This is a genomic window from Streptomyces sp. CC53 (assembly GCF_001865245.1).
Classification (GTDB): Bacteria; Actinomycetota; Actinomycetes; order Streptomycetales; family Streptomycetaceae; genus Streptomyces.
On record NZ_MKXB01000183.1, the window covers coordinates 1 to 25,621 of the forward strand.

The 25,621-nt window shown below is 73.7% G+C and carries 26 protein-coding genes; 19 read left to right on the top strand and 7 right to left on the bottom strand.

Annotation, left to right across the window (positions count from 1 at the left end; translation table 11 throughout):
• The first annotated feature begins 150 nt into the window (after positions 1-150).
• A complete protein-coding gene (gene hemW, locus BJP40_RS22765) occupies positions 151-1,383 on the top strand; it encodes a radical SAM family heme chaperone HemW (RefSeq protein WP_071281979.1) in 1,233 nt (410 codons plus the stop codon).
• 256 nt (positions 1,384-1,639) lie between these two features.
• On the opposite strand, the gene BJP40_RS22770 is transcribed toward hemW, so the two are convergent.
• Entirely contained in the window at positions 1,640-2,449 is an 810-nt protein-coding gene (locus BJP40_RS22770; protein WP_071281981.1) for a DUF3097 domain-containing protein, read from the bottom strand.
• A 28-nt stretch (positions 2,450-2,477) separates the two neighbouring features.
• Positions 2,478-3,215: an MBL fold metallo-hydrolase gene (locus tag BJP40_RS22775; RefSeq protein ID WP_071281983.1), complete on the bottom strand. Its 738-nt coding sequence runs from the start codon at positions 3,213-3,215 to the stop codon at positions 2,478-2,480.
• A gap of 196 nt (positions 3,216-3,411) precedes the next feature.
• On the opposite strand from BJP40_RS22775, the gene hrcA reads away from it, so the two are divergent.
• From hrcA to BJP40_RS22805, 6 genes are all read left to right on the top strand, one after another.
• Positions 3,412-4,428, top strand: a complete 1,017-nt coding sequence (hrcA, locus tag BJP40_RS22780; protein WP_071282009.1) for a heat-inducible transcriptional repressor HrcA — start codon at positions 3,412-3,414, stop codon at positions 4,426-4,428.
• Positions 4,429-5,571, top strand: coding sequence for a molecular chaperone DnaJ (gene dnaJ / locus BJP40_RS22785; RefSeq protein WP_071267567.1), 1,143 nt, complete (start codon positions 4,429-4,431; stop codon positions 5,569-5,571).
• 135 nt (positions 5,572-5,706) lie between these two features.
• On the top strand, positions 5,707-6,846 hold the full coding sequence (locus tag BJP40_RS22790; RefSeq protein WP_071281985.1) for a nitronate monooxygenase: 1,140 nt from the start codon (positions 5,707-5,709) through the stop codon (positions 6,844-6,846).
• A complete protein-coding gene (locus tag BJP40_RS22795; RefSeq protein WP_071281987.1) occupies positions 6,843-7,586 on the top strand; it encodes a 16S rRNA (uracil(1498)-N(3))-methyltransferase in 744 nt (247 codons plus the stop codon). Before BJP40_RS22790 ends, BJP40_RS22795 begins: the two co-directional genes overlap by 4 nt.
• A 169-nt stretch (positions 7,587-7,755) precedes the next feature.
• Positions 7,756-8,115: a histidine triad nucleotide-binding protein gene (locus tag BJP40_RS22800; RefSeq protein ID WP_071281989.1), complete on the top strand. Its 360-nt coding sequence runs from the start codon at positions 7,756-7,758 to the stop codon at positions 8,113-8,115.
• Between the two features lie 6 nt (positions 8,116-8,121).
• Complete coding sequence (locus BJP40_RS22805) at positions 8,122-9,027, top strand: ribonuclease Z (protein WP_071281991.1); 906 nt, start codon at positions 8,122-8,124, stop codon at positions 9,025-9,027.
• A 371-nt stretch (positions 9,028-9,398) separates the two neighbouring features.
• Here BJP40_RS22805 and BJP40_RS22810 read toward each other — a convergent pair whose 3' ends face one another.
• Positions 9,399-10,583, bottom strand: a complete 1,185-nt coding sequence (locus BJP40_RS22810; RefSeq protein ID WP_371258683.1) for a polyprenyl synthetase family protein — start codon at positions 10,581-10,583, stop codon at positions 9,399-9,401.
• A complete protein-coding gene (locus BJP40_RS22815) occupies positions 10,580-11,743 on the bottom strand; it encodes a tetratricopeptide repeat protein (protein WP_071281992.1) in 1,164 nt (387 codons plus the stop codon). Before BJP40_RS22815 ends, BJP40_RS22810 begins: the two co-directional genes overlap by 4 nt.
• A gap of 251 nt (positions 11,744-11,994) precedes the next feature.
• Between BJP40_RS22815 and BJP40_RS22820 the strand changes: the two genes are divergently transcribed.
• The 8 genes from BJP40_RS22820 to era all read left to right on the top strand — a co-directional run bounded on the left by BJP40_RS22820 (position 11,995) and on the right by era (position 18,193).
• Positions 11,995-13,125, top strand: a complete 1,131-nt coding sequence (locus tag BJP40_RS22820; protein WP_071265105.1) for a PfkB family carbohydrate kinase — start codon at positions 11,995-11,997, stop codon at positions 13,123-13,125.
• 134 nt (positions 13,126-13,259) lie between these two features.
• The gene (locus BJP40_RS22825) at positions 13,260-14,255 is read left to right on the top strand and encodes a PhoH family protein (protein WP_079171383.1); all 996 of its coding nucleotides are present in this window, start codon (positions 13,260-13,262) and stop codon (positions 14,253-14,255) included.
• Between the two features lie 13 nt (positions 14,256-14,268).
• Positions 14,269-14,766, top strand: a complete 498-nt coding sequence (ybeY, locus tag BJP40_RS22830) for an rRNA maturation RNase YbeY (RefSeq protein ID WP_071265101.1) — start codon at positions 14,269-14,271, stop codon at positions 14,764-14,766.
• 5 nt (positions 14,767-14,771) lie between these two features.
• Positions 14,772-16,067 (top strand): hemolysin family protein, encoded by a 1,296-nt coding sequence (locus BJP40_RS22835; protein ID WP_071281996.1) that lies wholly within the window; start codon positions 14,772-14,774, stop codon positions 16,065-16,067.
• Positions 16,064-16,420 carry an MmcQ/YjbR family DNA-binding protein gene (locus BJP40_RS22840; RefSeq protein ID WP_071281998.1) on the top strand — a complete coding sequence of 119 codons (357 nt, stop codon included), beginning with the start codon at positions 16,064-16,066 and terminating at the stop codon, positions 16,418-16,420. The genes BJP40_RS22835 and BJP40_RS22840 overlap by 4 nt, the downstream gene beginning before the upstream one ends.
• A gap of 26 nt (positions 16,421-16,446) precedes the next feature.
• Entirely contained in the window at positions 16,447-16,800 is a 354-nt protein-coding gene (locus BJP40_RS22845; RefSeq protein WP_071265095.1) for a cytidine deaminase, read from the top strand.
• 44 nt (positions 16,801-16,844) lie between these two features.
• On the top strand, positions 16,845-17,213 hold the full coding sequence (locus tag BJP40_RS22850; RefSeq protein ID WP_071281999.1) for a hypothetical protein: 369 nt from the start codon (positions 16,845-16,847) through the stop codon (positions 17,211-17,213).
• Between the two features lie 29 nt (positions 17,214-17,242).
• Positions 17,243-18,193, top strand: a complete 951-nt coding sequence (gene era, locus BJP40_RS22855) for a GTPase Era (protein WP_079171384.1) — start codon at positions 17,243-17,245, stop codon at positions 18,191-18,193.
• Between the two features lie 13 nt (positions 18,194-18,206).
• Here the strand turns inward: era and BJP40_RS22860 are convergent, their stop codons facing one another.
• Together BJP40_RS22860 and BJP40_RS22865 are read right to left on the bottom strand one after the other, a co-directional pair.
• Complete coding sequence (locus tag BJP40_RS22860) at positions 18,207-18,473, bottom strand: protealysin inhibitor emfourin (protein ID WP_071282001.1); 267 nt, start codon at positions 18,471-18,473, stop codon at positions 18,207-18,209.
• Between the two features lie 9 nt (positions 18,474-18,482).
• On the bottom strand, positions 18,483-19,535 hold the full coding sequence (locus tag BJP40_RS22865) for a M4 family metallopeptidase (RefSeq protein ID WP_071282003.1): 1,053 nt from the start codon (positions 19,533-19,535) through the stop codon (positions 18,483-18,485).
• Positions 19,536-19,828: 293 nt separating this feature from the next.
• On the opposite strand from BJP40_RS22865, the gene leuA reads away from it, so the two are divergent.
• Entirely contained in the window at positions 19,829-21,595 is a 1,767-nt protein-coding gene (gene leuA / locus BJP40_RS22870) for a 2-isopropylmalate synthase (protein WP_071282005.1), read from the top strand.
• Between the two features lie 170 nt (positions 21,596-21,765).
• Complete coding sequence (locus BJP40_RS22875; protein ID WP_071282007.1) at positions 21,766-22,470, top strand: TerB family tellurite resistance protein; 705 nt, start codon at positions 21,766-21,768, stop codon at positions 22,468-22,470.
• A 57-nt stretch (positions 22,471-22,527) separates the two neighbouring features.
• Here BJP40_RS22875 and BJP40_RS22880 read toward each other — a convergent pair whose 3' ends face one another.
• On the bottom strand, positions 22,528-23,895 hold the full coding sequence (locus BJP40_RS22880; RefSeq protein ID WP_071265083.1) for an FAD-dependent oxidoreductase: 1,368 nt from the start codon (positions 23,893-23,895) through the stop codon (positions 22,528-22,530).
• Positions 23,896-24,206: 311 nt separating this feature from the next.
• On the opposite strand from BJP40_RS22880, the gene recO reads away from it, so the two are divergent.
• Both recO and uppS read left to right on the top strand, forming a co-directional pair.
• On the top strand, positions 24,207-24,953 hold the full coding sequence (recO, locus tag BJP40_RS22885) for a DNA repair protein RecO (protein WP_071265081.1): 747 nt from the start codon (positions 24,207-24,209) through the stop codon (positions 24,951-24,953).
• A 49-nt stretch (positions 24,954-25,002) separates the two neighbouring features.
• Positions 25,003-25,621: polyprenyl diphosphate synthase (gene uppS, locus BJP40_RS22890; RefSeq protein WP_071282015.1), on the top strand; the 619-nt coding region annotated here is incomplete at its 3' end.

Genomic DNA, 25,621 nt, shown 5'->3' on the forward strand with positions numbered 1-25,621 from the left:
CCGCCCCGGGGCGGCACCCCTGGGCGCCGCGCGGGCGGCCCCCGCCCCCAGCCCGCCCCGGACCGCGGCCGGAGGATGCCCGGGGGCGGCGCCGCCGGCCCGCACCGGGCCCGCCGCCCGCTTCGCCCCGGGTGACGGACAATGGACCCCATGCCTTCCGTACTGCCCGACGGCGAGCCCGTGCCCGAGGACGGGTCCCTGCCCCCGTCGGCCCTCCACGGGGCCGCCCAGCGGCCCCTCGGGTTCTACCTGCACGTGCCGTACTGCGCGACCCGCTGCGGCTACTGCGACTTCAACACGTACACCGCCACCGAACTGCGCGGATCCGGTGGCGTCCTCGCCTCCCGCGACAACTACGCGGCGACCCTGACCGACGAGGTCCGGCTCGCCCGCAAGGTGCTGGGTGACGACCCCAGGCCCGTGCGGACCGTCTTCGTCGGCGGCGGCACGCCCACCCTGCTCGACGCCGCCGACCTCGTGCGGATGCTCGCCGCCGTCCGGGACGAGTTCGGGCTCGCCGACGACGCCGAGGTCACCACCGAGGCCAACCCCGACTCCGTCGACCCGGCCTACCTCGCCGCGCTCCGCGAGGGCGGCTTCAACCGGATCTCCTTCGGCATGCAGTCGGCCCGTCCGCACGTGCTCCAGGTCCTCGACCGGACCCACACACCCGGCCGCCCCGAAGCCTGCGTCGCCGAGGCCCGCGCCGCCGGCTTCGACCACGTCAACCTCGACCTGATCTACGGCACCCCCGGTGAGAGTGACGACGACTGGCGCGCCTCCCTGGACGCCGCCATCGGCGCCGGACCCGACCACGTCTCCGCGTACGCCCTCATCGTCGAGGAGGGCACCCGGCTGGCCCACCGCATCCGGCGCGGCGAGGTCCCGATGACCGACGACGACGTGCACGCGGACCGGTACCTCATCGCCGAGTCCGCCCTCACGGACGCCGGCTTCCGGTGGTACGAGGTGTCGAACTGGGCCACCAGCGAAGCGGGCCGCTGCCTGCACAACGAGCTGTACTGGCGCGGCGCCGACTGGTGGGGCGCGGGCCCCGGAGCGCACAGCCACGTCGGCGGGGTCCGCTGGTGGAACGTGAAGCACCCCGGCGCCTACGCCGCCGCGCTCGCCGGGGGCCGCTCGCCCGGTGCGGGGCGGGAGGTGCTGTCCGACGAGGACCGCCGCGTGGAGCGCGTCCTGCTGGAGCTGCGCCTGCGAGAGGGCTGCGAGCTGTCCCTGCTGAGGCCCGCGGGCCGGGCCGCCGCCGAGCGCGCCGTACGGGACGGACTCCTCGATCCGGGCCCGTACGCGGCGGGACGCGCCGTCCTGACCCTGCGCGGCCGCCTGCTGGCGGACGCGGTGGTCCGCGACCTCGTCGACTAGCCCGCCCCCGGGCGCAGTCCGGAATCTCCGTCGCCTCGGGCGACGGAGACGTCGAACACTCGTCCGGCCGTCTGGACAGGTGCGCCGGGGCGCCCGAGGCCGGAGGGCCGGACCAGGGTGAGTAAGAGGCGGTGAAGGCGGCAGCCGCACGCGTGGCTCACGAACGGAGTCCTGAGCAGACCGCCCTGGACCCGGCCCCACGCCTCCGGACGCCGTACTGGCAGCCCCGCCGGGCGGCCCCGCGACCTGCCAGGGGTCAGGCGGGGCCCGTCACCCAGTCGATCAGGTGCTCCACCCGGCCCAGCAGCTCGGGCTCCAGGTCCTTGTACGAGTGGACCGCGGCCAGGATCCGCCGCCACGCCGCCCCGGTGTCCCCCGCGGGCCAGCCCAGGGCGCGGCACACGCCCGCCTTCCAGTTCTGGCCGCGCGGCACCGACGGCCAGGCCGGGATGCCCAGCGCGGACGGCTTCACCGCCTGCCACACGTCCACGTACGGGTGGCCCACCACCAGGACGTGCGGATCGGTGACCGACGCAGCGATCCTGGACTCCTTCGAACCGGGCACCAGGTGGTCCACCAGCACCCCCAGCCGCGCGTCCGGGCCCGGCCGGAAGTCCCGCACGACCGCCGGCAGGTCGTCGACGCCCTCCAGGTACTCGACGACCACGCCCTCGACGCGCAGGTCGTCGCCCCACACCTTCTCCACCAGCTCGGCGTCGTGGCGGCCCTCCACGTAGATCCGCCCCGCCCGGGCCACCCGCGCCCGCGCACCGGGCACGGCGACCGACCCGGAGGCCGTACGGGACGGGCGCACCGGCGCCGCGCCCCGGGGCCGCACCAGGGTCACGGTGCGGCCCTCCAGCAGGAAGCCGCGCGGCACCAGCGGGAACACCCGGTGCTTGCCGAACCGGTCCTCCAGCGTCACCGCGCCCGCCTCGCACCGGACGACCGCCCCGCAGAAGCCCGTCGCCACCTCCTCCACCACCAGGTCGGGCTCCGCGGGCACCTCGGGAGCGGGGGCCTGCTTCTTCCAGGGAGGGGTCAGATCGGGCTCGTACCGGCGCATGGCGCCGACGGTACGGCACCGTGATCGTTCACCGCACGCCGAACCTCCGGGCCAGCGCGTCGCGTTGGGCGCGGAGGAACGCCGCGTCCACGACCGCCCCGTGCCCCGGCACGTACAGCGCGTCCTCGCCGCCCAGCTGCAGCAGCCGGTCCAGGGCCGCCGGCCAGCGCGAGGGCACCGCGTCCGGCCCGGCCTGCGGCTCGCCCGACTCCTCCACGAGGTCGCCGCAGAACACCACCTCGGGCGGACCGCCGCCCGGCGCGGGCACCAGCAGGGCCAGGTCGTGGCCCGTGTGGCCGGGGCCCGCGTTCGCCAGCAGCACCTGCCGCCCGCCCAGGTCGAGGGTCCACTCGCCGCACACCACGTGGTGCGGGTGCACCAGGACGTCCACGGCCTCACCCGCCTCGTCCGGAGCCACCCCGTGCCGGACCGCGTCCGCCCGCAGGGACTCCCGCTCCCGCTCCAGCAGCTCCGCCAAGCCGGCCGCGCCGAACACCTGCGCCCCGGCGAAGGCCGCCGCGCCCAGCACATGGTCGAAGTGGGCGTGGCTCAGTGCGATGTGCGTCACGCGGCGACCCGCCCCCAGCAGCCCCTGCGCCTGCGCGCGCAGCTCCGCGCCCTCACGCAGCGTGGCGCCCGCGTCGAACAGCAGCGCCGCGGTGCCGCCCACGACGAGCCCGGCCGTGGCGTCCCACCCGGGCAGGCGCCGCCTGCCCACGCCCTCCGCCAGCCGCTCCCACCCGAACTCTTCCCAACGGACGTCCATACGGCGACGCTATCCGCATCGCCCCCGACCGGCGCGCGGGGTGTGACGCGGTGGGTGATCCGCCGCCCTTGCCACGCCACGACCTCGGCGCCGTACACTGGCCGCGGGGATGACTGGCACTCGGACACGGTGAGTGCCAACAGATGTCACGGTAGATGTCGGCAGTGAGAGCCCGAGCCAACTGGAGGTGCGCGCCGTGCTGAGTGAACGCAGACTCGAGGTCCTGCGCGCCATCGTCCAGGACTACGTCGGCACCGAGGAGCCCGTCGGCTCCAAGGCGCTCACGGAGCGGCACAAGCTGGGCGTCTCACCGGCCACCGTGCGCAACGACATGGCGGTGCTGGAGGAGGAGGGCTTCATCGCCCAGCCCCACACCAGCGCCGGGCCCATCCCCACGGACAAGGGCTACCGCCTCTTCGTCGACCGGCTCGCCGGGGTCAAGCCGCTGTCGTCACCGGAGCGCCGCGCCATCCAGAACTTCCTGGACGGCGCGGTCGACCTGGACGACGTGGTGCACCGAACGGTCCGGCTGCTGGCCCAGCTGACCCGCCAGGTCGCGGTCGTGCAGTACCCGTCGCTGACGCGTTCGACCGTCCGCCACGTGGAGCTGCTGTCACTGGCCCCGGCGCGGCTGATGCTGGTGCTCATCACGGACACCGGGCGGGTGGAGCAGCGCATGGTCGACTGCCCCGCCCCGATCGGCGAGACGTCCGTGGCCGACCTGCGGGCCCGGCTGAACAGCCGGGTCGTGGGAAGGCGCTTCACGGACGTGCCGGAACTGGTGCAGGACCTCCCCGAGTCCTTCGAGTCGGAGGACCGGGCCACGGTCTCCCTGGTGCTGGCCACCCTGCTGGAGACGCTGGTCGAGGAGACCGAGGAGCGGCTGGTCATCGGCGGCACCGCCAACCTCACCCGCTTCGGACACGACTTCCCGCTCACCATCCGGCCCGTACTGGAGGCGCTGGAGGAGCAGGTGGTGCTGCTCCGGCTGCTCGGCGAGGCGACGGACCCGAAGATGACCGTCCGCATCGGGCACGAGAACGCCCACGAAGGACTGAACTCCACGTCCGTCGTCGCGGTCGGCTACGGTTCGGGCGACGAGGCGGTGGCGAAACTCGGCGTGGTCGGACCGACCCGCATGGACTACCCCGGAACGATGGGAGCGGTACGCGCAGTGGCACGTTACGTCGGACAGATCCTGGCGGAGTCGTAAGTGGCCACGGACTACTACGCCGTACTCGGCGTGCGCCGCGACGCGTCCCAGGACGAGATCAAGAAGGCGTTCCGGAGGCTCGCCCGCGAGCTGCACCCGGACGTCAACCCCGATCCGAAGACGCAGGAGCGCTTCAAGGAGATCAACGCCGCCTACGAGGTGCTGTCGGACCCGCAGAAGAAGCAGGTCTACGACCTCGGCGGAGACCCGCTGTCCTCCGCGGGCGGCGGCCCGGGCGGTGCGGGCGGCTTCGGAGCCGGCGGCTTCGGCAACTTCTCCGACATCATGGACGCGTTCTTCGGCACGGCCACGCAGCGCGGCCCGCGGTCGCGCACCCGGCGCGGCCAGGACGCCATGATCCGGCTGGAGATCGAACTCGACGAGGCGGCCTTCGGCACGACGAAGGACATCCAGGTCGACACGGCCGTGGTGTGCACCACCTGCTCCGGTGAGGGCGCCGCGCCCGGTACGACGGCGCAGACCTGCGACATGTGCCGCGGCCGCGGCGAGGTGTCCCAGGTCACCCGCTCCTTCCTCGGCCAGGTCATGACGTCCCGCCCGTGCCCGCAGTGCCAGGGCTTCGGCACGGTCGTCCCCACACCGTGCCCCGAGTGCGCCGGCGACGGCCGGGTGCGGTCCCGCCGCACGCTGACCGTGAAGATCCCCGCCGGTGTCGACAACGGCACCCGCATCCAGCTCGCCGGAGAGGGCGAGGTCGGCCCGGGCGGCGGCCCGGCGGGCGACCTGTACGTGGAGATCCACGAACTGCCGCACCCCGTCTTCCAGCGGCGCGGCGACGACCTGCACTGCACGGTGACCATCCCGATGACCGCGGGCGCCCTCGGCACGAAGGTGCCGTTGGAGACCCTGGACGGCATGGAGGAGGTCGACATCCGGCCCGGCACGCAGTCGGGGCAGTCCATCCCGCTGCACGGCCGGGGGGTCACGCATCTGCGGGGCGGCGGACGCGGCGACCTCGTCGTGCACGTCGAGGTCCAGACCCCGACGAAGCTCGACCCGGAGCAGGAGCGGCTGCTGCGGGAGCTGGCGAAGCTGCGGGGCGAGGAGCGGCCCACGGGCCAGTTCGCGCCCGGCCAGCAGGGCCTGTTCTCCCGTCTGAAGGACGCGTTCAACGGCCGTTAGCCCGCCCCCGGCGCGGCAGGCCCCCGCAGCGGGAGCCGGCCGCGCCGGGACGCGGGCGATCCGCCCCGAGGACGATCACGGGGCGGTGCACGACGGGCCGCGCTGGCGGCCGGAGGGGCGTGGCACGATGCCTGCATGTCGTCCGTGCTGAATGGGCTGTGGCGGGTGCCGGTCGTGCAGGCCCCCATGGCCGGGGGTGCCTCCTGTCCCGGGCTCGCCGCCGCCGTGGCGGAGGCGGGCGGGCTCGGCTTCCTGGCCGGCGGGTACAAGACCGCCGACGGGCTGTACCAGGAGCTCAAACAGGTACGCGCGCTCACCGGCCGGCCGTTCGGCGTCAACCTGTTCCTCCCGCAGGGCCGGTGCCCCCACGAGGACGGCGGCGCGACCGCCCCGCCCCGCCCGTTCGGAGCCTCGCCGCCCGTCGCCCCCGCGGCCCTCGACCTGTACCGCCAGCAGATCGCCGGCGAGGCCACCTGGTACGACACGCCCCTCGGCGACCCCGAGGACAGCGGACGGGACGACGGCTACGACGCGAAGGTGGCCATCCTGCTCGACGAGCCCGTGCCCGTCGTGTCCTTCACCTTCGGCTGCCCCGAACCGAAGGTCCTGGAGTCCTTCGCCCGCGTCGGCACCCGCACCGTCGTCACCGTCACCTCCGCCGCCGAGGCCGTCGCCGCCGAGCACGCGGGCGCCGACGCCCTGTGCGTGCAGGGCATCGAGGCGGGCGGCCACCAGGGCAGCCACCGGGACGACCCCCAGATACCGCCCGGCGCCCGCGGCAGCGGTCTGCTCGCCCTGCTCACCTGCGTACGGGAAGCCGTACGGCTTCCGCTGATCGCGGCCGGCGGCATCATGCGGGGCGGCCAGATCGCCGCCGTGCTGGCGGCCGGTGCGGAGGCCGCGCAGCTCGGCACGGCCTTCCTCGCGTGCCCCGAGTCCGGGGCGCACCCGCTGCACAAGCGGGCCCTCACGGACCCGGTGTTCACGCACACCGAGCTGACCCGGGCGTTCTCCGGGCGCCCCGCCCGCAGCCTCGTCAACCGCTTCCTGCGGGAGCACGGCCCCTACGCCCCGGCCGCGTACCCCGAGGTGCACCACATGACGAGCGGCCTGCGCAAGGCCGCGGCCGCCGCCGGGGACCCGCAGGGCATGGCCCTGTGGGCCGGTCAGGGCCACCGGCTGGCCCGTGATCTGCCGGCCGGGCGGCTCGTCCACGTACTCAACGCGGAACTCCGGTCGGCCGGCTCCGCGCCGACCCAGAGAGGCATGCCATGACCGCCCCCGTCTTCGTCGTCGAGGACCTGACCCGCGCCGCCCCGGGCGCCACCACCACCCTGGACGGCGCGGAGGGCCGCCACGCCGTGTCCGTGCGCCGGCTCCGCGTCGGCGAGGACATCGTGCTCACCGACGGCGCGGGCCGCGGCGTCTTCGGCACCGTCGCCTCCGTCGAGGGCAAGGACCGGCTCGACGTCGCCGTCGCGGAAGTGCGGGACGAGCCCGCGCCCGCCCCCCGCATCACGGTCGTCCAGGCCCTGCCCAAGGGCGACCGCGGCGAGCTGGCCGTGGAGACGATGACGGAGACCGGGGTCGACGCGGTCGTGCCGTGGGCGGCGTCCCGCTGCATCACTCAGTGGAAGGGCGACCGGGGGCTCAAGGCGCTCGGCAAGTGGCGCGCCACCGCCCGCGAGGCCGGCAAGCAGTCCCGCAGGCTCCGCTTCCCCGAGGTCGCCGACGCCGCCGGCACCCGGCAGGTGGCCGCCCTGCTGGCCGCCGCCGACTTCGCGGCCGTCCTCCACGAGGAGGGCGCCGAGCCGCTCGCCACCGCGGAGCTGCCCGCCCAGGGCCATATCGTGCTCGTCGTGGGACCCGAGGGCGGGGTGTCGCCCGACGAACTCGCCGCGTTCGCGGAGGCAGGCGCCAAGCCGTACCGCCTGGGCCGCAGCGTGCTGCGCACCTCCACCGCGGGCACCGCCGCCGCCGCACTGCTGCTGGGCCGCACCGGCCGCTGGTCCTGACGCCCGCCGCCGGCGGGGTCGGTGGGGCGGAGCGGCGCACCTCCTCCGCAGCCACCGCGCTGCCGCACGGGCCGCCGGTCCCTGACGCCCGCCGGGCGCGGGGACGGCGGGGAAGGGGGCGGATAGGGTACGGACGTACCCGTCCGCCGAGCCGAGAGAGGCTGCCCGCATGGCCGGAGAGCCGCAGAGCGACTGCCTGTTCTGCAAGATCGTGGCGAAGGAGGTGCCCGCGACGATCGTCCGGGAGACCGACACGGCCCTCGCCTTCCGCGACATCAACCCGCAGGCGCCCAGCCACGTGCTGATCATCCCCAAGGTGCACCACCCGGACGCGGCCGCGCTCGCCGCCGCCGAGCCCGCCATCGCCGCGGACGTCCTCCGCATGGCGGGCGAGGTGGCCGCCGACGAGAAGACCGACGGCACCGGCTACCGCATCGTCTTCAACACCGGCACGGGCGCCGGGCAGACGGTGTTCCACGTGCACGCCCATGTCCTGGGCGGCCGCGGCCTCGCCTGGCCCCCCGGATAGGCCACCGTGTCCGTCCGCGAACTCGTCGTGCTGGGCACCGCGAGCCAGGTGCCCACCCGGCACCGCAACCACAACGGCTACCTGCTCCGCTGGGACGGCGAGGGGCTCCTCTTCGACCCGGGCGAGGGCACCCAGCGCCAGATGCTGCGCGCCGGGGTCGCCGCGCACGACATCCACCGCATCTGCGTCACCCACTTCCACGGTGACCACTCGCTCGGCGTCGCCGGGGTGATCCAGCGCATCAACCTCGACCAGGTCCCGCACCCCGTCGCCGCCCACTACCCGGCGAGCGGGCAGCGGTTCTTCGAACGGCTGCGGTACGCCACGGCCTACCGCGAGCGCGCCCGCATCGACGAGGAGCCGGTCGCCGCGGACGGGGTCGTCGCCACCACGCCCGCCTACACCCTGGAGGCGCGGCGGCTGTCGCACCCCGTGGAGTCCTTCGGGTACCGGCTCACCGAGCCCGACGGGCGGCGCATGCTGCCGGAGCGGCTCGCCGCGCTCGGCATCAAGGGCCCCGACGTCGGCCGCATCCAGCGGGAGGGCGAGCTGCGCGGCGTCCGCCTCGACGACGTCAGCGAACCGCGCCGCGGCCAGCGCTTCGCCTTCGTCATGGACACCCGGCTGTGCGAAGGCGTCCACGCCCTCGCCGAGGGCTGCGACATGCTGGTCATCGAGTCCACGTTCCTCGACGAGGACGAGTCGCTGGCCGTCGAGCACGGCCACCTGACGGCAGGTCAGGCCGCGGCGGCGGCACGGGACGCGGGAGTGCGGCACCTGGTCCTCACCCACTTCTCGCAGCGCTACCACGACCCGTCCGTCTTCGAGGCACAGGCCCGCGCCGCCGGGTTCACCGGGGAACTGACCGTCGCCCACGACCTCGTGCGCGTCCCCGTGCCCAAGCGCCCCTGACCGCCGCCGGGCCCGGTCCTCCACCCGCCGGGCCCGGTGCCGCCGTCGTCCGGTCTCCACCGGCCGGGCCCGCCGCCGTGGCCCGGACCTTCCCGGCACGGCCGTGTCCGGTGCCGCGCGACCGCCATCCGGCCCCCGCGGACCTCACCGCGCCGCCGGCCCCCGATGTGCCGAGCCCCCAGGACCCGGGCAGGCGGCCCGCGGAGCCCGGCAGACCCGAGCGGCCCGGCGGTGCCGCGGCACCCGGCCGCCACCGGCCAGGCCAGCGGGGCCGGGTCAAGTCGACTCCTGCCGGCCCGGGCAGGACCGCGGCCGGGCCGCACCCGCCCGCCGCCCCCCGGTAGCCACCCGCCGCCCCGCCCCGGCCGACCTCACCGCGCCCGGTCCGCGAGGACCGCCAGCAGCGCCTCCAGGTCCCGCACCGCGCCCGGAGCCAGCGGCGCCTGCCGCAGGCAGCCGCGGGCGGCGTCCAGGCCGCGCCGCGCCTCCGTCAGGGCGGCGGCCCGGCCTCCGGCCTCCTCCACCAGCGCCGCGGCCCGTGCGACCTCCGCAGCTTGCACGGCGCGCGGCGACTCCAGCAGCGCCGCCAGCTCCCGCGACGCGACCCCGCCGGCGGCGAGCGCGGCGAGGACCGGAAACGTCTTCTTCCGCTGCCGCAGGTCCCCGTGCACCGGCTTCCCGGTCACCACCGGGTCGCCCCAGACGCCCAACAGGTCGTCCACCGCCTGGAACGCCACTCCCAGGTGCCGCCCCGCCCGGTCCAGCGCGGACACCGTCCCGTCGGGCGCCCCGGCCAGCTGCGCACCCAACGCCGCCGCGCAGCCCAGCAGCGCCCCGGTCTTGTGCTCCGCCATGGACCGGTACGCGTCGGGACCCACCGCGTCCGGGCCCGTCCAGGGACGCCGCTCGAAGCACAGGTCCTCCGCCTGGCCCCGCACCAGCGCGGCCAGCGCACCGGACAGGCGCCGCACGGCCGCCCCGGTGTGCGGGCCCGGTACCTCGGCGAGGACCTGCACGGCCAGCGCGAACAGCGCGTCACCGGCGAGCACCGCGGGCCCGGTCCCGTACGCCTTCCACACCGTCTCGCGCCGGCGCCGCACGGCGTCGCCGTCCATGATGTCGTCGTGGAGCAGCGAGAAGGCGTGCACCAGCTCCACCGCGACCGCACCCGGAACGGCCACCGAACCGTCCGCCCCGACCGCCTCGGCCCCCAGCACGGCGAGCGCCGGCCGCACCCCCTTCCCCTCGGAGGCCCCCGCCGCGCGACCACCGTCCGCGTCGGCCCAGCCCATCCCGTACGCCGCCATCTCCCCGGTGTACGGGTCCAGCCGCCGCACGGCCTCCGCCAGGGCGGGCCGCACCCGGGCGCGGCACCGCCGCAGCACCGCGGCCGCCCTCCCCTCGGCCTCCCCGGGCCCCCGGACGTCTCCCGCGCCGGAGCGCGCCGCCGTGGCTGCCCCCGCCGCACGGGGCGCCGCGCAGTCGTCCCGAGCCGCCGGGGCCCCCGTTGCCGGGGCGGCGTCCGCGGCCGCCGGGCACGCCGTCGCCGGGTTCACCGCGCCTCCTCCGCCCCGCCGGCCGCCGACAGCGCCGCCACGTCGACCGCCGCCAGGGTCCCTCCGGCCGCCCCGGGCCGCCGGGACGGCACGCGCGCCGGCAGCGGGCCCACGCCCAGCTCCGCCGCCGCCTTCTCCGCCATGTCGCGGGCGTGGTGCAGGCCGATCCGGTCCAGCTCGTCCCGCAACGCCGCAAGCTCCCCGGCCGTCTCCGCGGCCGACCGGCCCAACCGGGCCCGCGCCTTCACCAGACCCAGCCGGGACAGGGCCGTGCCCCGCGGCTCCTCCATGGCGCGGAACTCCTCCAGCGCCCCGGCGTACAGCTCCGCCGCCTCCGCGTGGCGGCCCGCCCGGTACAGCACGTTCCCGCGCATCTTGTGGTTGTACGCCAGCGCGCTCGACAGCCGCATCGCACGGCACGTCTCCTCCGCCTCCGACAGCAGCGCCAGCGCCCGCTCCACGTCCCCGTCCCGCACCGACACCACGTCCGCGATGCCCCGCAGCGCCCACGCCCGGCCCCGGTGGTCGTCGGCCCGCGACGCCGTCCGGGCCGCCTCCTCGAAGAGCTCCAGCGCCTTGTCGTACGCGCCGGTGTTCCGGTGCATCTGCGCGATGCCCTCCAGCGCCCACACCGTGTGCCGGGCCTCGCCCCGCCGACGGGCCTCCGCCAGCAACTGCTCGTGCAGCTCGCCCACGGCCTCGTAGTCCCCCTGGATCCGGCCCGTCTCGGCGAGCCCGGCCAGCGAGTAGCCCCGCACGACCACGTCCCCGCCCCGCTCGCCCAGCTCCGCGGCCAGCCGCAGCAGCCGGTACGCCAGCCGCAGCGCGCCCCGCTGCCGGGCGAGCGTGCCACCGCTCCACAGGGCCCACGCCGTCGCCGCCGTGTCACCGGCCTCCCGGGCCGCACGGAAGCTGGCCTTCCACGCCCGGTCCGCCTCCGGGACCCGCCCCAGCCGGCGCTGCGCCTCGGCCACCGCGAGCCCGCACCGGGCGGTCTCCCGCAGGTCGCCGGCCGCCTCGGCCGCGCGCAGCTCCGCCACGGCCTTCGCCAGGACGTCCTCCAACGACGCGTTCACCGACATCGAGCCCACAGCGCCCTGGTACTCGGGCGCGAACGCCTTGCCCCGCCCACCCGACCACTCTTTCTGACCTGCCGTCATGCCAGCCTTCCCTCAATCGACTTGAAGACCAAGACGGCCGGCGGCGGGCCAGGTTCCGGAAAGACCGCGAAGTCCCTCCACGTGTGGGCGCCGGGTCCTCCCCGAGTGCTACGCCTTCCGCATCGGCGTCCTCAACGAGATGTACGGGAACTACTCGGCGAAGCAACGCGATCACGACCCGTCGCCGCCCGGAATCCGGCAGACTGTCGTAAATCCGCACCGCACCCGCACCACGCGACCGGGAGTTCCCTGTGACCACATCCGCCGCTCCCGCAGGAGGAGACCACCCGCGGCGACAGCACACGGCGGGCGTCGACCCGCTGGGCACCCTGCGCACCCCCGAGGACCCGGACTGCGACGTCTTCCTCACCGGCACGGTCTTCCTGGACATCGTCTTCACCGGCCTCGACAGCGCCCCCGTGCGCGGCACCGAGACCTGGGCCCGCGGCATGGGCTCCAGCCCCGGCGGAGTCGCCAACATGGCGACCGCCCTGGCCCGCCTCGGACTGCGCACCTCGCTCGCCGCCGCGTTCGGCGACGACCACTACGGCGAGTACTGCTGGGACGCCCTGGCACGCGGCGAGGGCATCGACCTCTCCCGGTCCCGCACCGTGCCCGGCTGGCACTCCCCGGTCACGGTCTCCATGGCGTACGACGGCGAACGCACCATGGTGTCCCACGGCCACGAGGCGCCGCCCCCGGAAGGCGCCCTGCCCATGTGCCCGCCGCGCGCCCGCGCCGCCGTCGCCTCCCTCGCCCCCGGCCGCCAGGAGGCGTGGGTCGCCGAGGCCGCCCGCCGCGACACGCGGATCTTCGCCGACGTCGGCTGGGACGAGACCGGCCGCTGGGACCTCGCCGCCCTCGCCGACCTGGAGCACTGCGAGGCGTTCCTGCCCAACGCCGAAGAGGCCATGCGCTACACCCGCACCGGCTGCCCCCGCGCCGCCGCCCGCGCCCTCGCCGACAAGGTCCGGCTCGCCGTGGTCACCCTCGGATCCGACGGCGCCTACGCCGTCGACAGCGCCACCGGCGAGACCGCCGAGGTGCCCGCCATCGCCGTCACGGCCCTCGACCCCACCGGCGCCGGGGACGTCTTCGTCGCGGGGTTCCTCACCGGCACCCTCGCCGGCTGGCCGCTCGCCGACCGGCTGGCCTTCGCGGGCCTCACCGCGGCCCTCTCCGTCCAGGAGTTCGGCGGCTCGCTGTCCGCGCCCGGCTGGGTGGAGGTCGCCGCCTGGTGGCAGTACGTGCAGAGCTGCTCCGACCAGGACCCGGCCGCGCTGCGCCGCTACGCCTTCCTGGACGGGCTGCTGCCCGCCCCGAGCCGCCCCTGGCCGCTGCGCCGGGCCGTGCCCACGATCGGCTTCCGCCGCTCGGTCTGAGCGCACGCGCCCGGCACCGCCCCGGGAAAAGCCCTCGGCCATGTCAGCCGCACGCCGTACCCTGGACAGTCCAGAGGTTGTCGAGCGGCGAGAACCCTGCAACAGGAGGTATGCGCAGGCCAGAGAGCCGGCCCATGACTCACACACCCACAGACCAGGTACGAGCCCACTTCACTGTCCCCGCGAAGCACCCGATGGTGACCGTGCTCGGCTCGGGCGACGCACTGCTCCGCGTGATCGAGGACGCGTTCCCGCACACCGACATCCACGTCCGCGGCAACGAGATCAGCGCAGTGGGCGACGCCGTGGAAGTCGCCCTCGTCCAGCGTCTCTTCGACGAGATGATGCTGGTCCTGCGCACCGGGCAGCCGATGACGGAGGACGCCGTGGAGCGCTCGATCGCCATGCTGAAGGAAGAGACCGGGGGAGCGGGCGTCGAGACCCCCTCCGAGGTCCTCACCCAGAACATCCTGTCCAGCCGCGGCCGCACCATCCGCCCCAAGACGCTGAACCAGAAGCGGTACGTCGACGCGATCGACAAGCACACGATCGTGTTCGGCATCGGACCCGCGGGCACCGGCAAGACCTACCTCGCCATGGCGAAGGCGGTCCAGGCCCTCCAGTCCAAGCAGGTCAACCGGATCATCCTCACCCGCCCCGCCGTCGAGGCCGGCGAGCGCCTCGGCTTCCTGCCGGGCACGCTCTACGAGAAGATCGACCCCTACCTGCGCCCCCTGTACGACGCGCTGCACGACATGCTGGACCCCGACTCGATCCCCCGTCTGATGGCGGCCGGGACCATCGAGGTCGCCCCGCTCGCCTACATGCGTGGCCGCACCCTCAATGACGCCTTCATCATCCTCGACGAGGCGCAGAACACGAACCCCGAGCAGATGAAGATGTTCCTCACCCGGCTCGGGTTCGACTCGAAGATCGTCATCACCGGTGACGTGACGCAGGTGGACCTGCCGAACGGCACCAAGAGCGGTCTGCGCCAGGTGCAGGACATCCTGGACGGCGTCCCCGACGTCCACTTCTCGCGGCTCACGTCCCACGACGTGGTCCGGCACAAGCTCGTCGGCCGTATCGTCGACGCGTACGAGAAGTACGACAGCAAGAACGGGAAGTAGACCGAACAGCACCATGTCGATCGACGTCAACAACGAGTCCGGCACCGAGGTCGACGAAGAGGCCATCCTCGACGTCGCCCGCTACGCCCTGACCCGTATGCGCATCCATCCCCTCTCCGAGCTCTCGGTGATCGTCGTCGACGCCGAGGCGATGGAGCAGCTGCACATCCAGTGGATGGACCTGCCGGGCCCGACGGATGTCATGTCCTTCCCGATGGACGAGCTGCGTCCGCCGTCGAAGGACGACGAGGAGCCCCCGCAGGGCCTCCTCGGGGACATCGTGCTCTGCCCCGAGGTCGCCGAGAAGCAGGGCCGCGAGGCGCCGACGCAGCACTCCATGGACGAGGAGCTCCAGCTCCTCACCGTCCACGGGGTGCTGCACCTGCTCGGGTACGACCACGAGGAGCCCGACGAGAAGGCCGAGATGTTCGGCCTCCAGGCGGCGATCGTCGACGGCTGGCGCGCGGAGAAGGGCCTCACCGGCCCCTCCCCGGCGCCGACCGTCTCCTGACCGCCGTGACCGCCCAACTGGTCCTCGGCGCCCTGGCGCTCGTCGTCGTGGCCTGGCTCGCCGCGTGCGCCGAGGCCGGGCTGGCCCGGGTGTCCACGTTCCGCGCCGCCGAGGCCCTGCGCACCGGCCGGCGCGGCGCCGCCAAGCTGGTGCAGGTCGCCTCGGACCCCACCCGCTACCTGAACGTGGCGCTCCTGGTCCGGGTCGCGTGCGAGATGGCTGCCGCCGCCCTCGTCACGTACGTCTCGCTGGAGGAGATCGAGGAGACCTGGATCGCCCTGGTCGTCGCGATCGGCGTGATGGTCCTCGTGTCGTACGTGGCCGTCGGGGTGTCGCCCCGCACCATCGGACGCCAGCACCCGCTGAACACCGCGACCGCCGCCGCGTACGTCCTGCTGCCGCTGGCCCGGATCATGGGACCGGTGCCGCAGCTCCTGATCCTCCTCGGCAACGCCCTCACGCCGGGCAAGGGCTTCCGCAAGGGGCCCTTCGCCTCCGAGGCGGAGCTGCGCGCCATGGTGGACCTGGCCGAGCAGGAGTCCCTCATCGAGGACGAGGAGCGCCGCATGGTGCACTCCGTCTTCGAACTCGGCGACACGCTGGTGCGCGAGGTGATGGTGCCGCGCACCGACGTGGTGTCCATCGAGCGCTTCAAGACCATCCGCCAGGCCCTCACGCTGGCCCTGCGCTCCGGGTTCTCCCGCATCCCCGTCACGGGGGAGAACGAGGACGACGTCGTCGGCATCGTGTACCTGAAGGACCTCGTCCGGAAGACGCACATCAACCGGGAGTCGGAGAGCGAGCCGGTGTCCACGGCCATGCGGGCCGCCACGTTCGTCCCCGACACCAAGAACGCGGGCGACCTGCTGCGGGAGATGCAGCAGGAGCGCAGCCACGTGGCCGTCGTCATCGACGAGTACGGCGGCACCGCCGGGATCGTCACGATCGAGGACATCCTGGAGGAGATCGTCGGCGAGATCACCGACGAGTACGACCGCGAGCAGCCGCCCGTCCAGGACCTCGGCGAAGGCCGCTACCGCGTCACGGCCCGTCTCGACATCGGCGACCTCGGCGAGCTGTTCGGCCTCGGCGCGTACGACGACGAGGACGTGGAGACGGTCGGCGGCCTGCTCGCGAAGGCGCTCGGCCGGGTGCCGATCGCCGGGGCCACGGCGGTCGTGGACCTCCCGGACGGGCGGGCCCTGCGGCTCACCGCCGAGTCCCCGGCCGGCCGCAGGAACAAGATCGTGACCGTGCTGGCGGAGCCCGTGCCGCCGGCCCCGGAAGGCGGGGCGGCATGACACCCGAGCGGCTCAGGGCGCTGTGCCTGGACCTCCCCGCGGCGGCCGAGGACTTCCCCTTCGGCCCGGAGACCTCCGTCTTCCGTGTCGCGGGGAAGATCTTCGCCTTGAGCGACCTCGACGCGGAGCCCCTGAAGGCCAACCTGAAGTGCGACCCGGACGACGCGGTGCGGTTGCGTGCCGAGCACCCGGGCGTGATCGTGCCCGGCTGGCACATGAACAAGCGCCACTGGAACACGGTCACCGCAGGCGGTCTGCCCGAGCGCCTGGTGCGCGAACTGGTGGAGGACTCGTACGACTTGGTCGTGGCCGGGCTGCCCAGGGCCGCGCGGCTGAGACTCGGCCGCCCGTAGCCGCGGGCGCGATCTATGCTCGGGGCATGACACAGAGCACCGGACTTGACCCCGAGGACCGCAAGATCGTCACCCTGGCGCGCAGCGCGCGGGCCCGCAACGGCGTGCCCGAGGGCGCGGCGGTACGGGACGAGACGGGGCGCACCTACGTCGCCGGGACGGTCGCCCTGGAGTCGCTGCGGCTGAGCGCGCTGCAGACCGCCGTGGCGATGGCGGTGGCGAGCGGGGCGAAGTCGCTGGAGGCGGCGGCGGTGGTCTCGGAGGCGGACGCCGTCCCCGACGAGGACCGCGCCGCCGTCCGCGACCTGGGCGGCCCCGCGACCCCGGTCCTGCTGGCCGGGGCGGACGGCGAGGTGCACACCACGGTGACGGCGGGCTGACGGCCGGGAGCGGGTGCACCGACTGGCGGTCGGCACGGCTGCAGGTGGTCCTCGGCGCCGGGCTTCTGCTCCTGGCGGGCGGCGCCCTGGCCTGGCTGGGCGGGGAGGGGCCGAAGGTGCGCGAGAACCTGTACGTCCCGTTCGTGGTCGCCTGGTCGTCCGGTGAGCTGCTGCGCGAGCGGCGGCCGCGGCTCGCCCGCGCGCTGTACGGCGTCGCGGGCGTGCTGCTCGTCGTCCACGTGGCCCTGCACGTCCTGGCGGCCCTGGGCGGGCTGCTGGGGGGGTGGCGAGCCCGACGGGTGGGACCTGGGCCTGCTGGGCCTGCTGGCGTCGGTGCTGGTCGCGGTGGCCGTCTCGGTGGCCTCGCGGTGGTGGCGCCGCCGGAGGCTCGGCGGCGTGCTCCAACCGCGTGAGGTTCGTGGGGGGCACGGGATCGGGGACAATGGCGGGCATGAGCGTTCGTAAAGCTGAAGACGAAGCGGTCCACCGGGCCGGATTCGCGTGTTTTGTCGGCCGGCCCAACGCCGGCAAGTCCACCCTCACGAACGCTCTGGTCGGGCAGAAGGTGGCCATCACCTCCAACCGCCCCCAGACCACCCGGCACACCGTGCGCGGCATCGTGCACCGGCCGGACGCGCAGCTCGTGCTGGTCGACACGCCGGGGCTGCACAAGCCGCGCACCCTCCTCGGCGAGCGGCTCAACGACGTCGTGCGCACGACGTGGGCCGAAGTGGACGTGATCGGTTTCTGCCTGCCCGCGGACCAGAAGGTGGGGCCGGGCGACCGGTTCATCGCCAAGGAGCTGGCCGGGATCAGGAAGACCCCGAAGGTGGCCATCGTCACCAAGACGGACCTGGTCGACTCGAAGACGCTCGCCGAGCGGCTCGTCGCCGTGGACCGCCTCGGCAAGGAGCTGGGCATCGGGTGGCAGGAGATCGTGCCCGTCTCCGCCGTGGGGGAGAAGCAGGTCGGCCTGCTCGCCGACCTGCTGGTGCCGCTGCTGCCCGAGAGCCCCGCGCTCTACCCTGAGGGCGACCTCACCGACGAACCCGAGCAGGTGATGGTCGCGGAGCTGATCCGGGAGGCCGCGCTGGAGGGCGTGCGGGACGAGCTGCCGCACTCCATCGCCGTCGTCGTGGAGGAGATGCTGCCCCGCGAGGGGCGCCCCGCCGACCGGCCGCTGCTGGACATCCACGCCAACCTGTACATCGAGCGCCCCAGCCAGAAGGGCATCATCATCGGCCCCAAGGGCAAGCGCCTGAAGGAGGTCGGGATCGCCTCCCGCAAGCACATCGAGGCGCTGCTCGGGACGCCCGTCTTCCTCGATCTGCACGTGAAGGTCGCGAAGGACTGGCAGCGGGACCCGAAGCAGCTGCGCAGGCTCGGCTTCTGAGCCGCGGCCCGGCTCAGGAGCCCTCGCGCAGGACCCTGCCGACCAGTTCCCGCTGCGCGTCGGTCAGCTGCGGGTCGGCGCAGCGGACGGTGCGGCCGTCGACCGTGATGGTGTAGGTGAAGCCGTCGGGGACGGCCTCGCGGGGGCCGGCGCCCGCCTCCACGAGGGCCGCCTCGGCCAGGGCGTGCCACACGGCGGCGTCAGGGTGGGCCGCCGTGTCGACGACGGCGCGCCGTGCGATGCCCGCGAAGCCGCCCTCGCGTCGTACCTCGATCCGCATGGTGCCTGTCTAGCGTGTCGGGACCCCGACCGTCGACCACGCCTTGACGACGGCGCGGTCCTCCGCGCCGCCCTCGCCGTAGCGCTCGCGGGCGGCCGCGAGGGTCAGCCGGGCGAAGTCGGCGAAGTCGGCGGTCTCCCGGAGTTCGCCGCCGGTCAGCACGTCGTACCAGATCTGCCCGGCGCGTTCCCAGGCGTGGCCGCCCAGTGCGGTGGCCAGCAGGTAGAAGGCGTGGTTGGGGATGCCGGAGTTGATGTGGACCCCGCCGTTGTCACGGCCGGTGTGCACGTAGTCGTCCATGGTCGCGGGCTGCGGGTCCTTGCCGAGCAGGTCGTCGTCGTACGCGGTGCCGGGGGCCTTCATGGACCGCAGGGCCGTGCCCTCGACCCGCTCGGTGAACAGCCCCGCGCCGATCAGCCAGTCGGCCTGGTCGGCGGTCTGGCCGAGGACGTGCTGCTTGACCAGCGAGCCGAGGACGTCCGACACCGACTCGTTGAGCGCGCCGGGCTGGCTGAAGTAGGCGAGGTTCGCGGTGTACTGGGTGAGTCCGTGGCCGAGTTCGTGGGCGATGACGTCGACGGGGAGGGTGAAGTCCCGGAAGATCTCGCCGTCGCCGTCGCCGAACACCATGCGCTCGCCGTTCCAGAAGGCGTTGCCGTAGTCGCGGTCGTAGTGGACGGTCGCGTCCAGCGGCAGCCCTGAGCCGTCGATCGAGTCCCGTCCGTAGGCGGCGAGGAGCAGCTCGAAGGTGGCGCCGAGCCCGGCGTACGCCCGGTTCACGGTCGCGTCCCGGGTCGGGTCGTCGCCCTCGCCGCGGACCTTCCGGCCCGGCAGGCGCGTGTGGTTCTCCGCGTCGCACACGGTGCGCCGGGGGGTGCCGGCGGGCACGGACCGGGCGGTGGTGCGGGCGGTGGTGGTGAGGCTGCGGCCGGTCCGGTGGCCGGCGTCCGCGACGAGGGTGCGGCGGGCGGCGTCGGCGACGGCCGCGTCAGGCGCCTGGGCCAGCTGGTCGAGGAGGTGTGGGGGGATGATTCCGCAGAACACGCGGTGCAGAGGAGTCATGTTCCGCAATGTGGCAGCGTGTCATTGTCCTGTCACGCCTTGCGACCAGGATTGATGAAAAGGAGTGATAGGTCACTGTTTGGGGGTTGGTCGGCCGGAATCCCGCATACTGATACGACCCCTCCGCCACCGGCGACACTCGGCTACGCTGCTGCGCATCATGCGTTTCGGGCTGCTTCTCCTTAGCTGCCGCGGCGAGGGCCTGTAGTCGTAGGCCGACCCCCTCCCCGCGGAGTCTGGTGCTGCTTCGAACAGTCGGCCGTCCCCCTGTCGGACCCGAGGAGCCCTGCGCAATGTCCCAGCCCGTTGGCCGCCGCACCCCCGTCACGAACGCGACGCACACCCAGCAGCCGTCCGGTATGCCGATCCACAAGTACCGCGGCTACGAGCAGGTCGTGCTGCCCGACCGCACCTGGCCGGAGCAGCGGATCACCAAGGCGCCGCGCTGGCTGTCGACCGACCTGCGGGACGGCAACCAGGCCCTGATCGACCCCATGTCGCCGGCGCGCAAGCGCGAGATGTTCGACCTGCTGGTGCGCATGGGCTTCAAGGAGATCGAGGTCGGCTTCCCGTCGTCCGGCGAGACCGACTTCGCGTTCGTGCGTTCCATCATCGAGGAGGGCGCGATCCCGGAGGACGTGACGATCTCCGTGCTGACGCAGGCCCGTGAGGATCTGATCGAGCGGACGGTGGAGTCCCTGCGCGGCGCGCACCGGGCCACGGTCCACCTGTACAACGCGACGGCGCCCGTCTTCCGCCGGGTCGTGTTCCGCGGCTCGAAGGACGACATCCGGCAGATCGCCGTCGACGGCACCCGCCTGGTGATGGAGTACGCCGACAAGATCCTGGGCGACGAGACGGTCTTCGGCTACCAGTACAGCCCCGAGATCTTCACCGACACCGAGCTGGACTTCGCGCTGGAGGTCTGCGAGGGCGTCATGGACGTCTGGCAGCCGGAGGCGGGCCGGGAGATCATCCTGAACCTGCCGGCGACCGTGGAGCGCTCCACGCCGTCCACGCACGCGGACCGCTTCGAGTGGATGTCGCGGAACCTGTCGCGCCGCGAGTTCGTGTGCCTGTCGGTGCACCCGCACAACGACCGCGGCACGGCCGTCGCCGCCGCCGAGCTGGCCGTCATGGCCGGCGCCGACCGCATCGAGGGCTGCCTGTTCGGGCAGGGCGAGCGGACCGGCAACGTCGACCTGGTCACCCTGGGCATGAACCTGTTCTCCCAGGGCGTCGACCCGCAGCTGGACTTCTCGCAGATCGACGAGGTCCGCCGCACCGCCGAGTACTGCAACCAGATGGAGGTCCACCCGCGCCACCCCTACGCGGGCGACCTGGTCTACACCGCTTTCTCCGGCTCCCACCAGGACGCCATCAAGAAGGGCTTCGAGGCGATGGAGGCCGACGCGGCCGCCGCCGGGAAGCAGGTGGACGACATCGAGTGGGCCGTGCCGTACCTGCCGATCGACCCCAAGGACGTGGGCCGCTCCTACGAGGCGGTCATCCGGGTCAACTCGCAGTCCGGCAAGGGCGGCATCGCCTACGTGCTCAAGAACGACCACAAGCTGGACCTGCCGCGGCGGATGCAGATCGAGTTCTCCCGGATCATCCAGGCGAAGACCGACGCGGAGGGTGGCGAGGTCACCCCGGCGGAGATCTGGGCGGTGTTCCAGGACGAGTACCTGCCGAACCCGGACGACGCCGCGGCCCAGTGGGGCCGCATCCAGCTGCGTTCCGGCCAGACCAGCAGCGACAAGGACGGCACGGACACGCTGACCGTCGAGGCTGTCGTGGACGGGCAGGACACGGTGCTGACCGGCACCGGCAACGGCCCGATCTCCGCGTTCTTCGACGCGCTGAACACCATCGGGGTCGACGCGCGGCTGCTGGACTACCAGGAGCACACCATGAGCGAGGGCGCCTCCGCGCAGGCCGCGTCGTACATCGAGTGCGCCATCGACGGCCGCGTCCTGTGGGGCATCGGCATCGACGCCAACACCACGCGCGCCTCACTGAAGGCGGTCATCTCGGCCGTCAACCGCTCCGCCCGCTGACCCCCGGGCCCCTGTGGCCCGTACGGTCCCTACGGACCCCGTCCACCCGGCGTGGACGGGGTTCGGCCATGTCCGTGGCGTTCTCATGACGAGGTGCTGACGTGGCATCACCGATGTGGCTAACATCACGTGCACATCGGCACAGTGGCCGAGGCGTCTGGAGGTGCGACGTGCAGCCAGCACGGGGAACACGCGGATCACACGGCCGGAAGCTCCGCCTTTGCTCCGTACACACCTCGTGGCACACCGTCGGCGACGGAGAGTTCTTCTGCCCCGGCTGCGGAGGCGACCGCAACTACCGCCGCAGGACCGGGCGCCGCCGGTTCGCCCTGCTCGGCGTCCCGCTCGTGCCGCGCGGCGCCACGGGGCCGGTGATCGAGTGCGCGGCCTGCCATGAGCACTGGGACCCCGACGTCCTGGACCAGCCGACCACCGCCCGGTTCTCCGCGATGCTCCGCGACGCCGTGCACACCGTCGTCCTCGCCGTCCTGGCCGCGGGCGGCACCTCCTCGCCCACCGTCGTCCGGACCGCCGTCGGCGCCGTACGGGCCGCCGGGTACGAGGACTGCACCGCCGACAGCCTCACCAGCCTCATCGACGCGCTCGCCGCCGACACCGGCCGCTACGTCACCGACGCCGAGGGGCCGTGCGGCGCCGCCCTCGCCATCGAACTGCACGAGGCCCTCGACCCGCTCGCCCCGCACCTCGCCGCCGTCGGACGCGAGTCGATCCTGCTGCAGGGCGCCCGGATCGCCCTCGCCGACGGCGCCTACATCCCGGCGGAGCGCGACGTGCTCACGACCGTGGGTGACGCGCTGTCGCTGCGCCCCGACGACGTCGCCCGCCTCATGGAAGAGGCCCGCGCCCCGTTCTGAGCCGCACGGCACGGAACGGGACGCGGGCCGGGCACCCGCCGGGGCGCCGCGCGGGCGTCAGACCTCGACGCCGCTCGCCCGCAGCATCTCCTCGCGCTCCACGATCTTCACGCGCTCGCGGCCCTCGGCCTCGCCGCGCGCCCGCTCCGCCGCGTCCAGCCGGTACCAGCCGTCCCAGGTCGTGTAGGCCACGCCCCGGTCCTCCAGGAAGGCCACCACGGCCTCCTCGCCCGGCGTCTCGGGCGTGTGCAGCCGGCCCTCGCGGTGGTCCTCCAGCAGGTTCGCCACCGTCTCGTTGGCGTCGCCCTTGGTGTGGCCGATCAGGCCGATGGGCCCGCGCCGGATCCAGCCGGTCACGTACGTGGACTGCACGTGCTCGCCGCCCTCCACGACCCGGCCGCCCTCGTCGGGGACCGTGCCGGAGGCCGCGTCCCACGGCAGCTTCGGCAGCTCGTCGGACAGGTAGCCGACCGCGCGGTACACGGCCTGCACGTCCCAGTCGGTGAACCGGCCGGTGCCCTTGACGTTGCCCGAGCCGTCCAGCTCCGTGCGCTCGGTGCGCAGGCCGACGACACTGCCGTCCTCGCCCAGCACCTCCGTCGGCGACTCGAAGAAGTGCAGGAACAGCTTGTGCGGGCGGTCGCCCTGGTCGCGGATCGCCCAGTTCTCCAGGGTCTTGGCGACCATGTCGACCTGCTTGTTGGAGCGCCGCGCGTCGATCGAGCCCGCGTCGTAGTCGATGTCCTCGGGGTTGACGATGACCTCGATGCTCGGCGAGTGGTCCAGTTCCCGCAGTTCCATGGGGCTGAACTTGGCCTGCGCCGGGCCGCGCCGACCGAAGACGTGGATCTCCAGCGCCTTGTTGGCCTTCAGTCCTTCGTAGACGTTCGGCGGGATCTCCGTGGGCAGCAGCTCGTCGGCCGTCTTCGCCAGGATGCGGGCCACGTCCAGGGCGACGTTCCCGACGCCGAGCACCGCGACCTTCTCGGCCTCCAGCGGCCAGGTCCGCGGCACGTCCGGGTGGCCGTCGTACCAGGAGACGAAGTCGGCGGCGCCGTACGAGCCGTCGAGGCCGATCCCCGGGATGTCCAGCGGGCGGTCCGCGTCGGCGCCGGTGGAGAACACCACCGCGTCGTAGAACGCGCGCAGGTCGTCCAGCGTGATGTCGGACGGGTAGTCGACGTTCCCGAAGAGCCGCACCTGCGGCTTGTCGAGCACCTGGTGGAGGGCCGTGACGATGCCCTTGATGCGGGGGTGGTCGGGGGCGACGCCGTACCGGATGAGGCCGAAGGGCGCCGGCATCCGCTCGAACAGGTCGATGGAGACACCCGGGTCGGTGGCGGCCTCGGACTTCAGCAGCGCGTCGGCGGCGTAGATGCCGGCCGGGCCGGCGCCGACGATCGCGACCCGCAGGGGGCGGGGCATGGCAGGTTCCCTTCGAAAGACAGCACGTCTTGTCCGCCAGCCTCACCAGCACAGGGACGCGACGGTACCCGGTTCCTATCTATGACCCCATAAGTATGAGTTATGTCTTTTTCCGGCTGGTGGCGGGGTGGAGGCGGCCGCGGACGGGCCGCACCGCCCCTCATGCCGCGGTCCCCCGTGCGTCCCGCAGGCGGCTCGCCGGGCGGCCCCCGCCGGGTAAGAGGGCCCGGCATCCGCGGGAGGAGCGGGGTGCGGACGGCTTCCGACCGCCACCCGGCCGGAGCCCCCGGCCCGTACGGGACAATGGGCGCATGACCCTGTTCCGTGACGACGGTATCGTCCTGCGCACCCAGAAGCTGGGCGAGGCCGACAGGATCATCACGTTCCTCACCCGAGGCCACGGCCGGGTGCGGGCGGTCGCGCGGGGGGTGCGGCGCACCAAGTCGAAGTTCGGCGCCAGGCTGGAGCCGTTCTCACACGTCGACGTGCAGTTCTTCGCCCGCGGCGGCGAACTCGTCGGCCGCGGTCTGCCGCTGTGCACCCAGACCGAGACCATCGCCCCCTACGGCGGCGGCATCGTCACGGACTACGACCGGTACACCGCGGGCACCGCCATGCTGGAGACCGCGGAGCGGTTCACCGACCACGAGGGCGAGCCCGCCGTCCAGCAGTACCTGCTCCTCGTCGGCGGGCTGCGCACCCTGTCCCGGGGAGAGCACGCGCCCCGCCTCGTCCTCGACGCCTTCCTGCTGCGCTCCCTCGCCGTCAACGGCTACGCCCCCTCCTTCGACGACTGCGCCCGCTGCGGGCTCCCCGGGCCGAACCGGTTCTTCTCCGTCGCCGCGGGCGGGGTGGTCTGCGGGGACTGCCGGGTGCCCGGCAGCGTCGTACCCTCTGCGGAGGCCGTCGCTCTGCTCAGCGCGCTGCTGACCGGCGACTGGCAGACGGCGGACGCGTGCGCACCGCGCCACGTCAGGGAGGGGAGCGGACTGGTGTCCGCGTATCTGCACTGGCACCTGGAGCGCGGGCTGCGCTCGCTCCGCTACGTGGACAAGTAGCTGCGAAGTACGTAGAAGCGAACGACTAGGAGAAGTGAGCCGCATGGCGATGGCACGACGCGGATTCCTCGGGCGCTCCCGGCGCGACTACCAGGACCCCGAGCCGCACCCGTCCGGCGCCCGCCCGCCGAAGATCCCCGGTGAGCTGGTGCCGGACCACGTGGCGATCGTCATGGACGGCAACGGCCGCTGGGCCAAGGAGCGCGGCCTGCCCCGCACCGAGGGCCACAAGGTGGGTGCGGAGCGGGTGCTGGACGTGCTGCAGGGCGCGGTCGAGATGGGCGTCGGCAGCATCTCCCTGTACGCCTTCTCCACGGAGAACTGGAGGCGCTCGCCCGAGGAGGTGCGCTTCCTGATGAACTTCAACCGGGACTTCATCCGCAAGACCCGCGACCAGCTCGACGCGCTCGGCATCCGGGTCCGCTGGGTGGGCCGCATGCCCAAGCTGTGGAAGTCGGTGGCCAAGGAGCTCCAGGTGGCGCAGGAGCAGACCAAGGACAACGACCGGCTCACCCTGTACTTCTGCATGAACTACGGCGGCCGGGCCGAGATCACGGACGCGGCGCAGGCACTCGCGGAGGACGTGAAGGCCGGCCGGCTGGACCCGTCGAAGGTCACGGAGAAGACCTTCGCGAAGTACCTCTACTACCCCGACATGCCGGACGTGG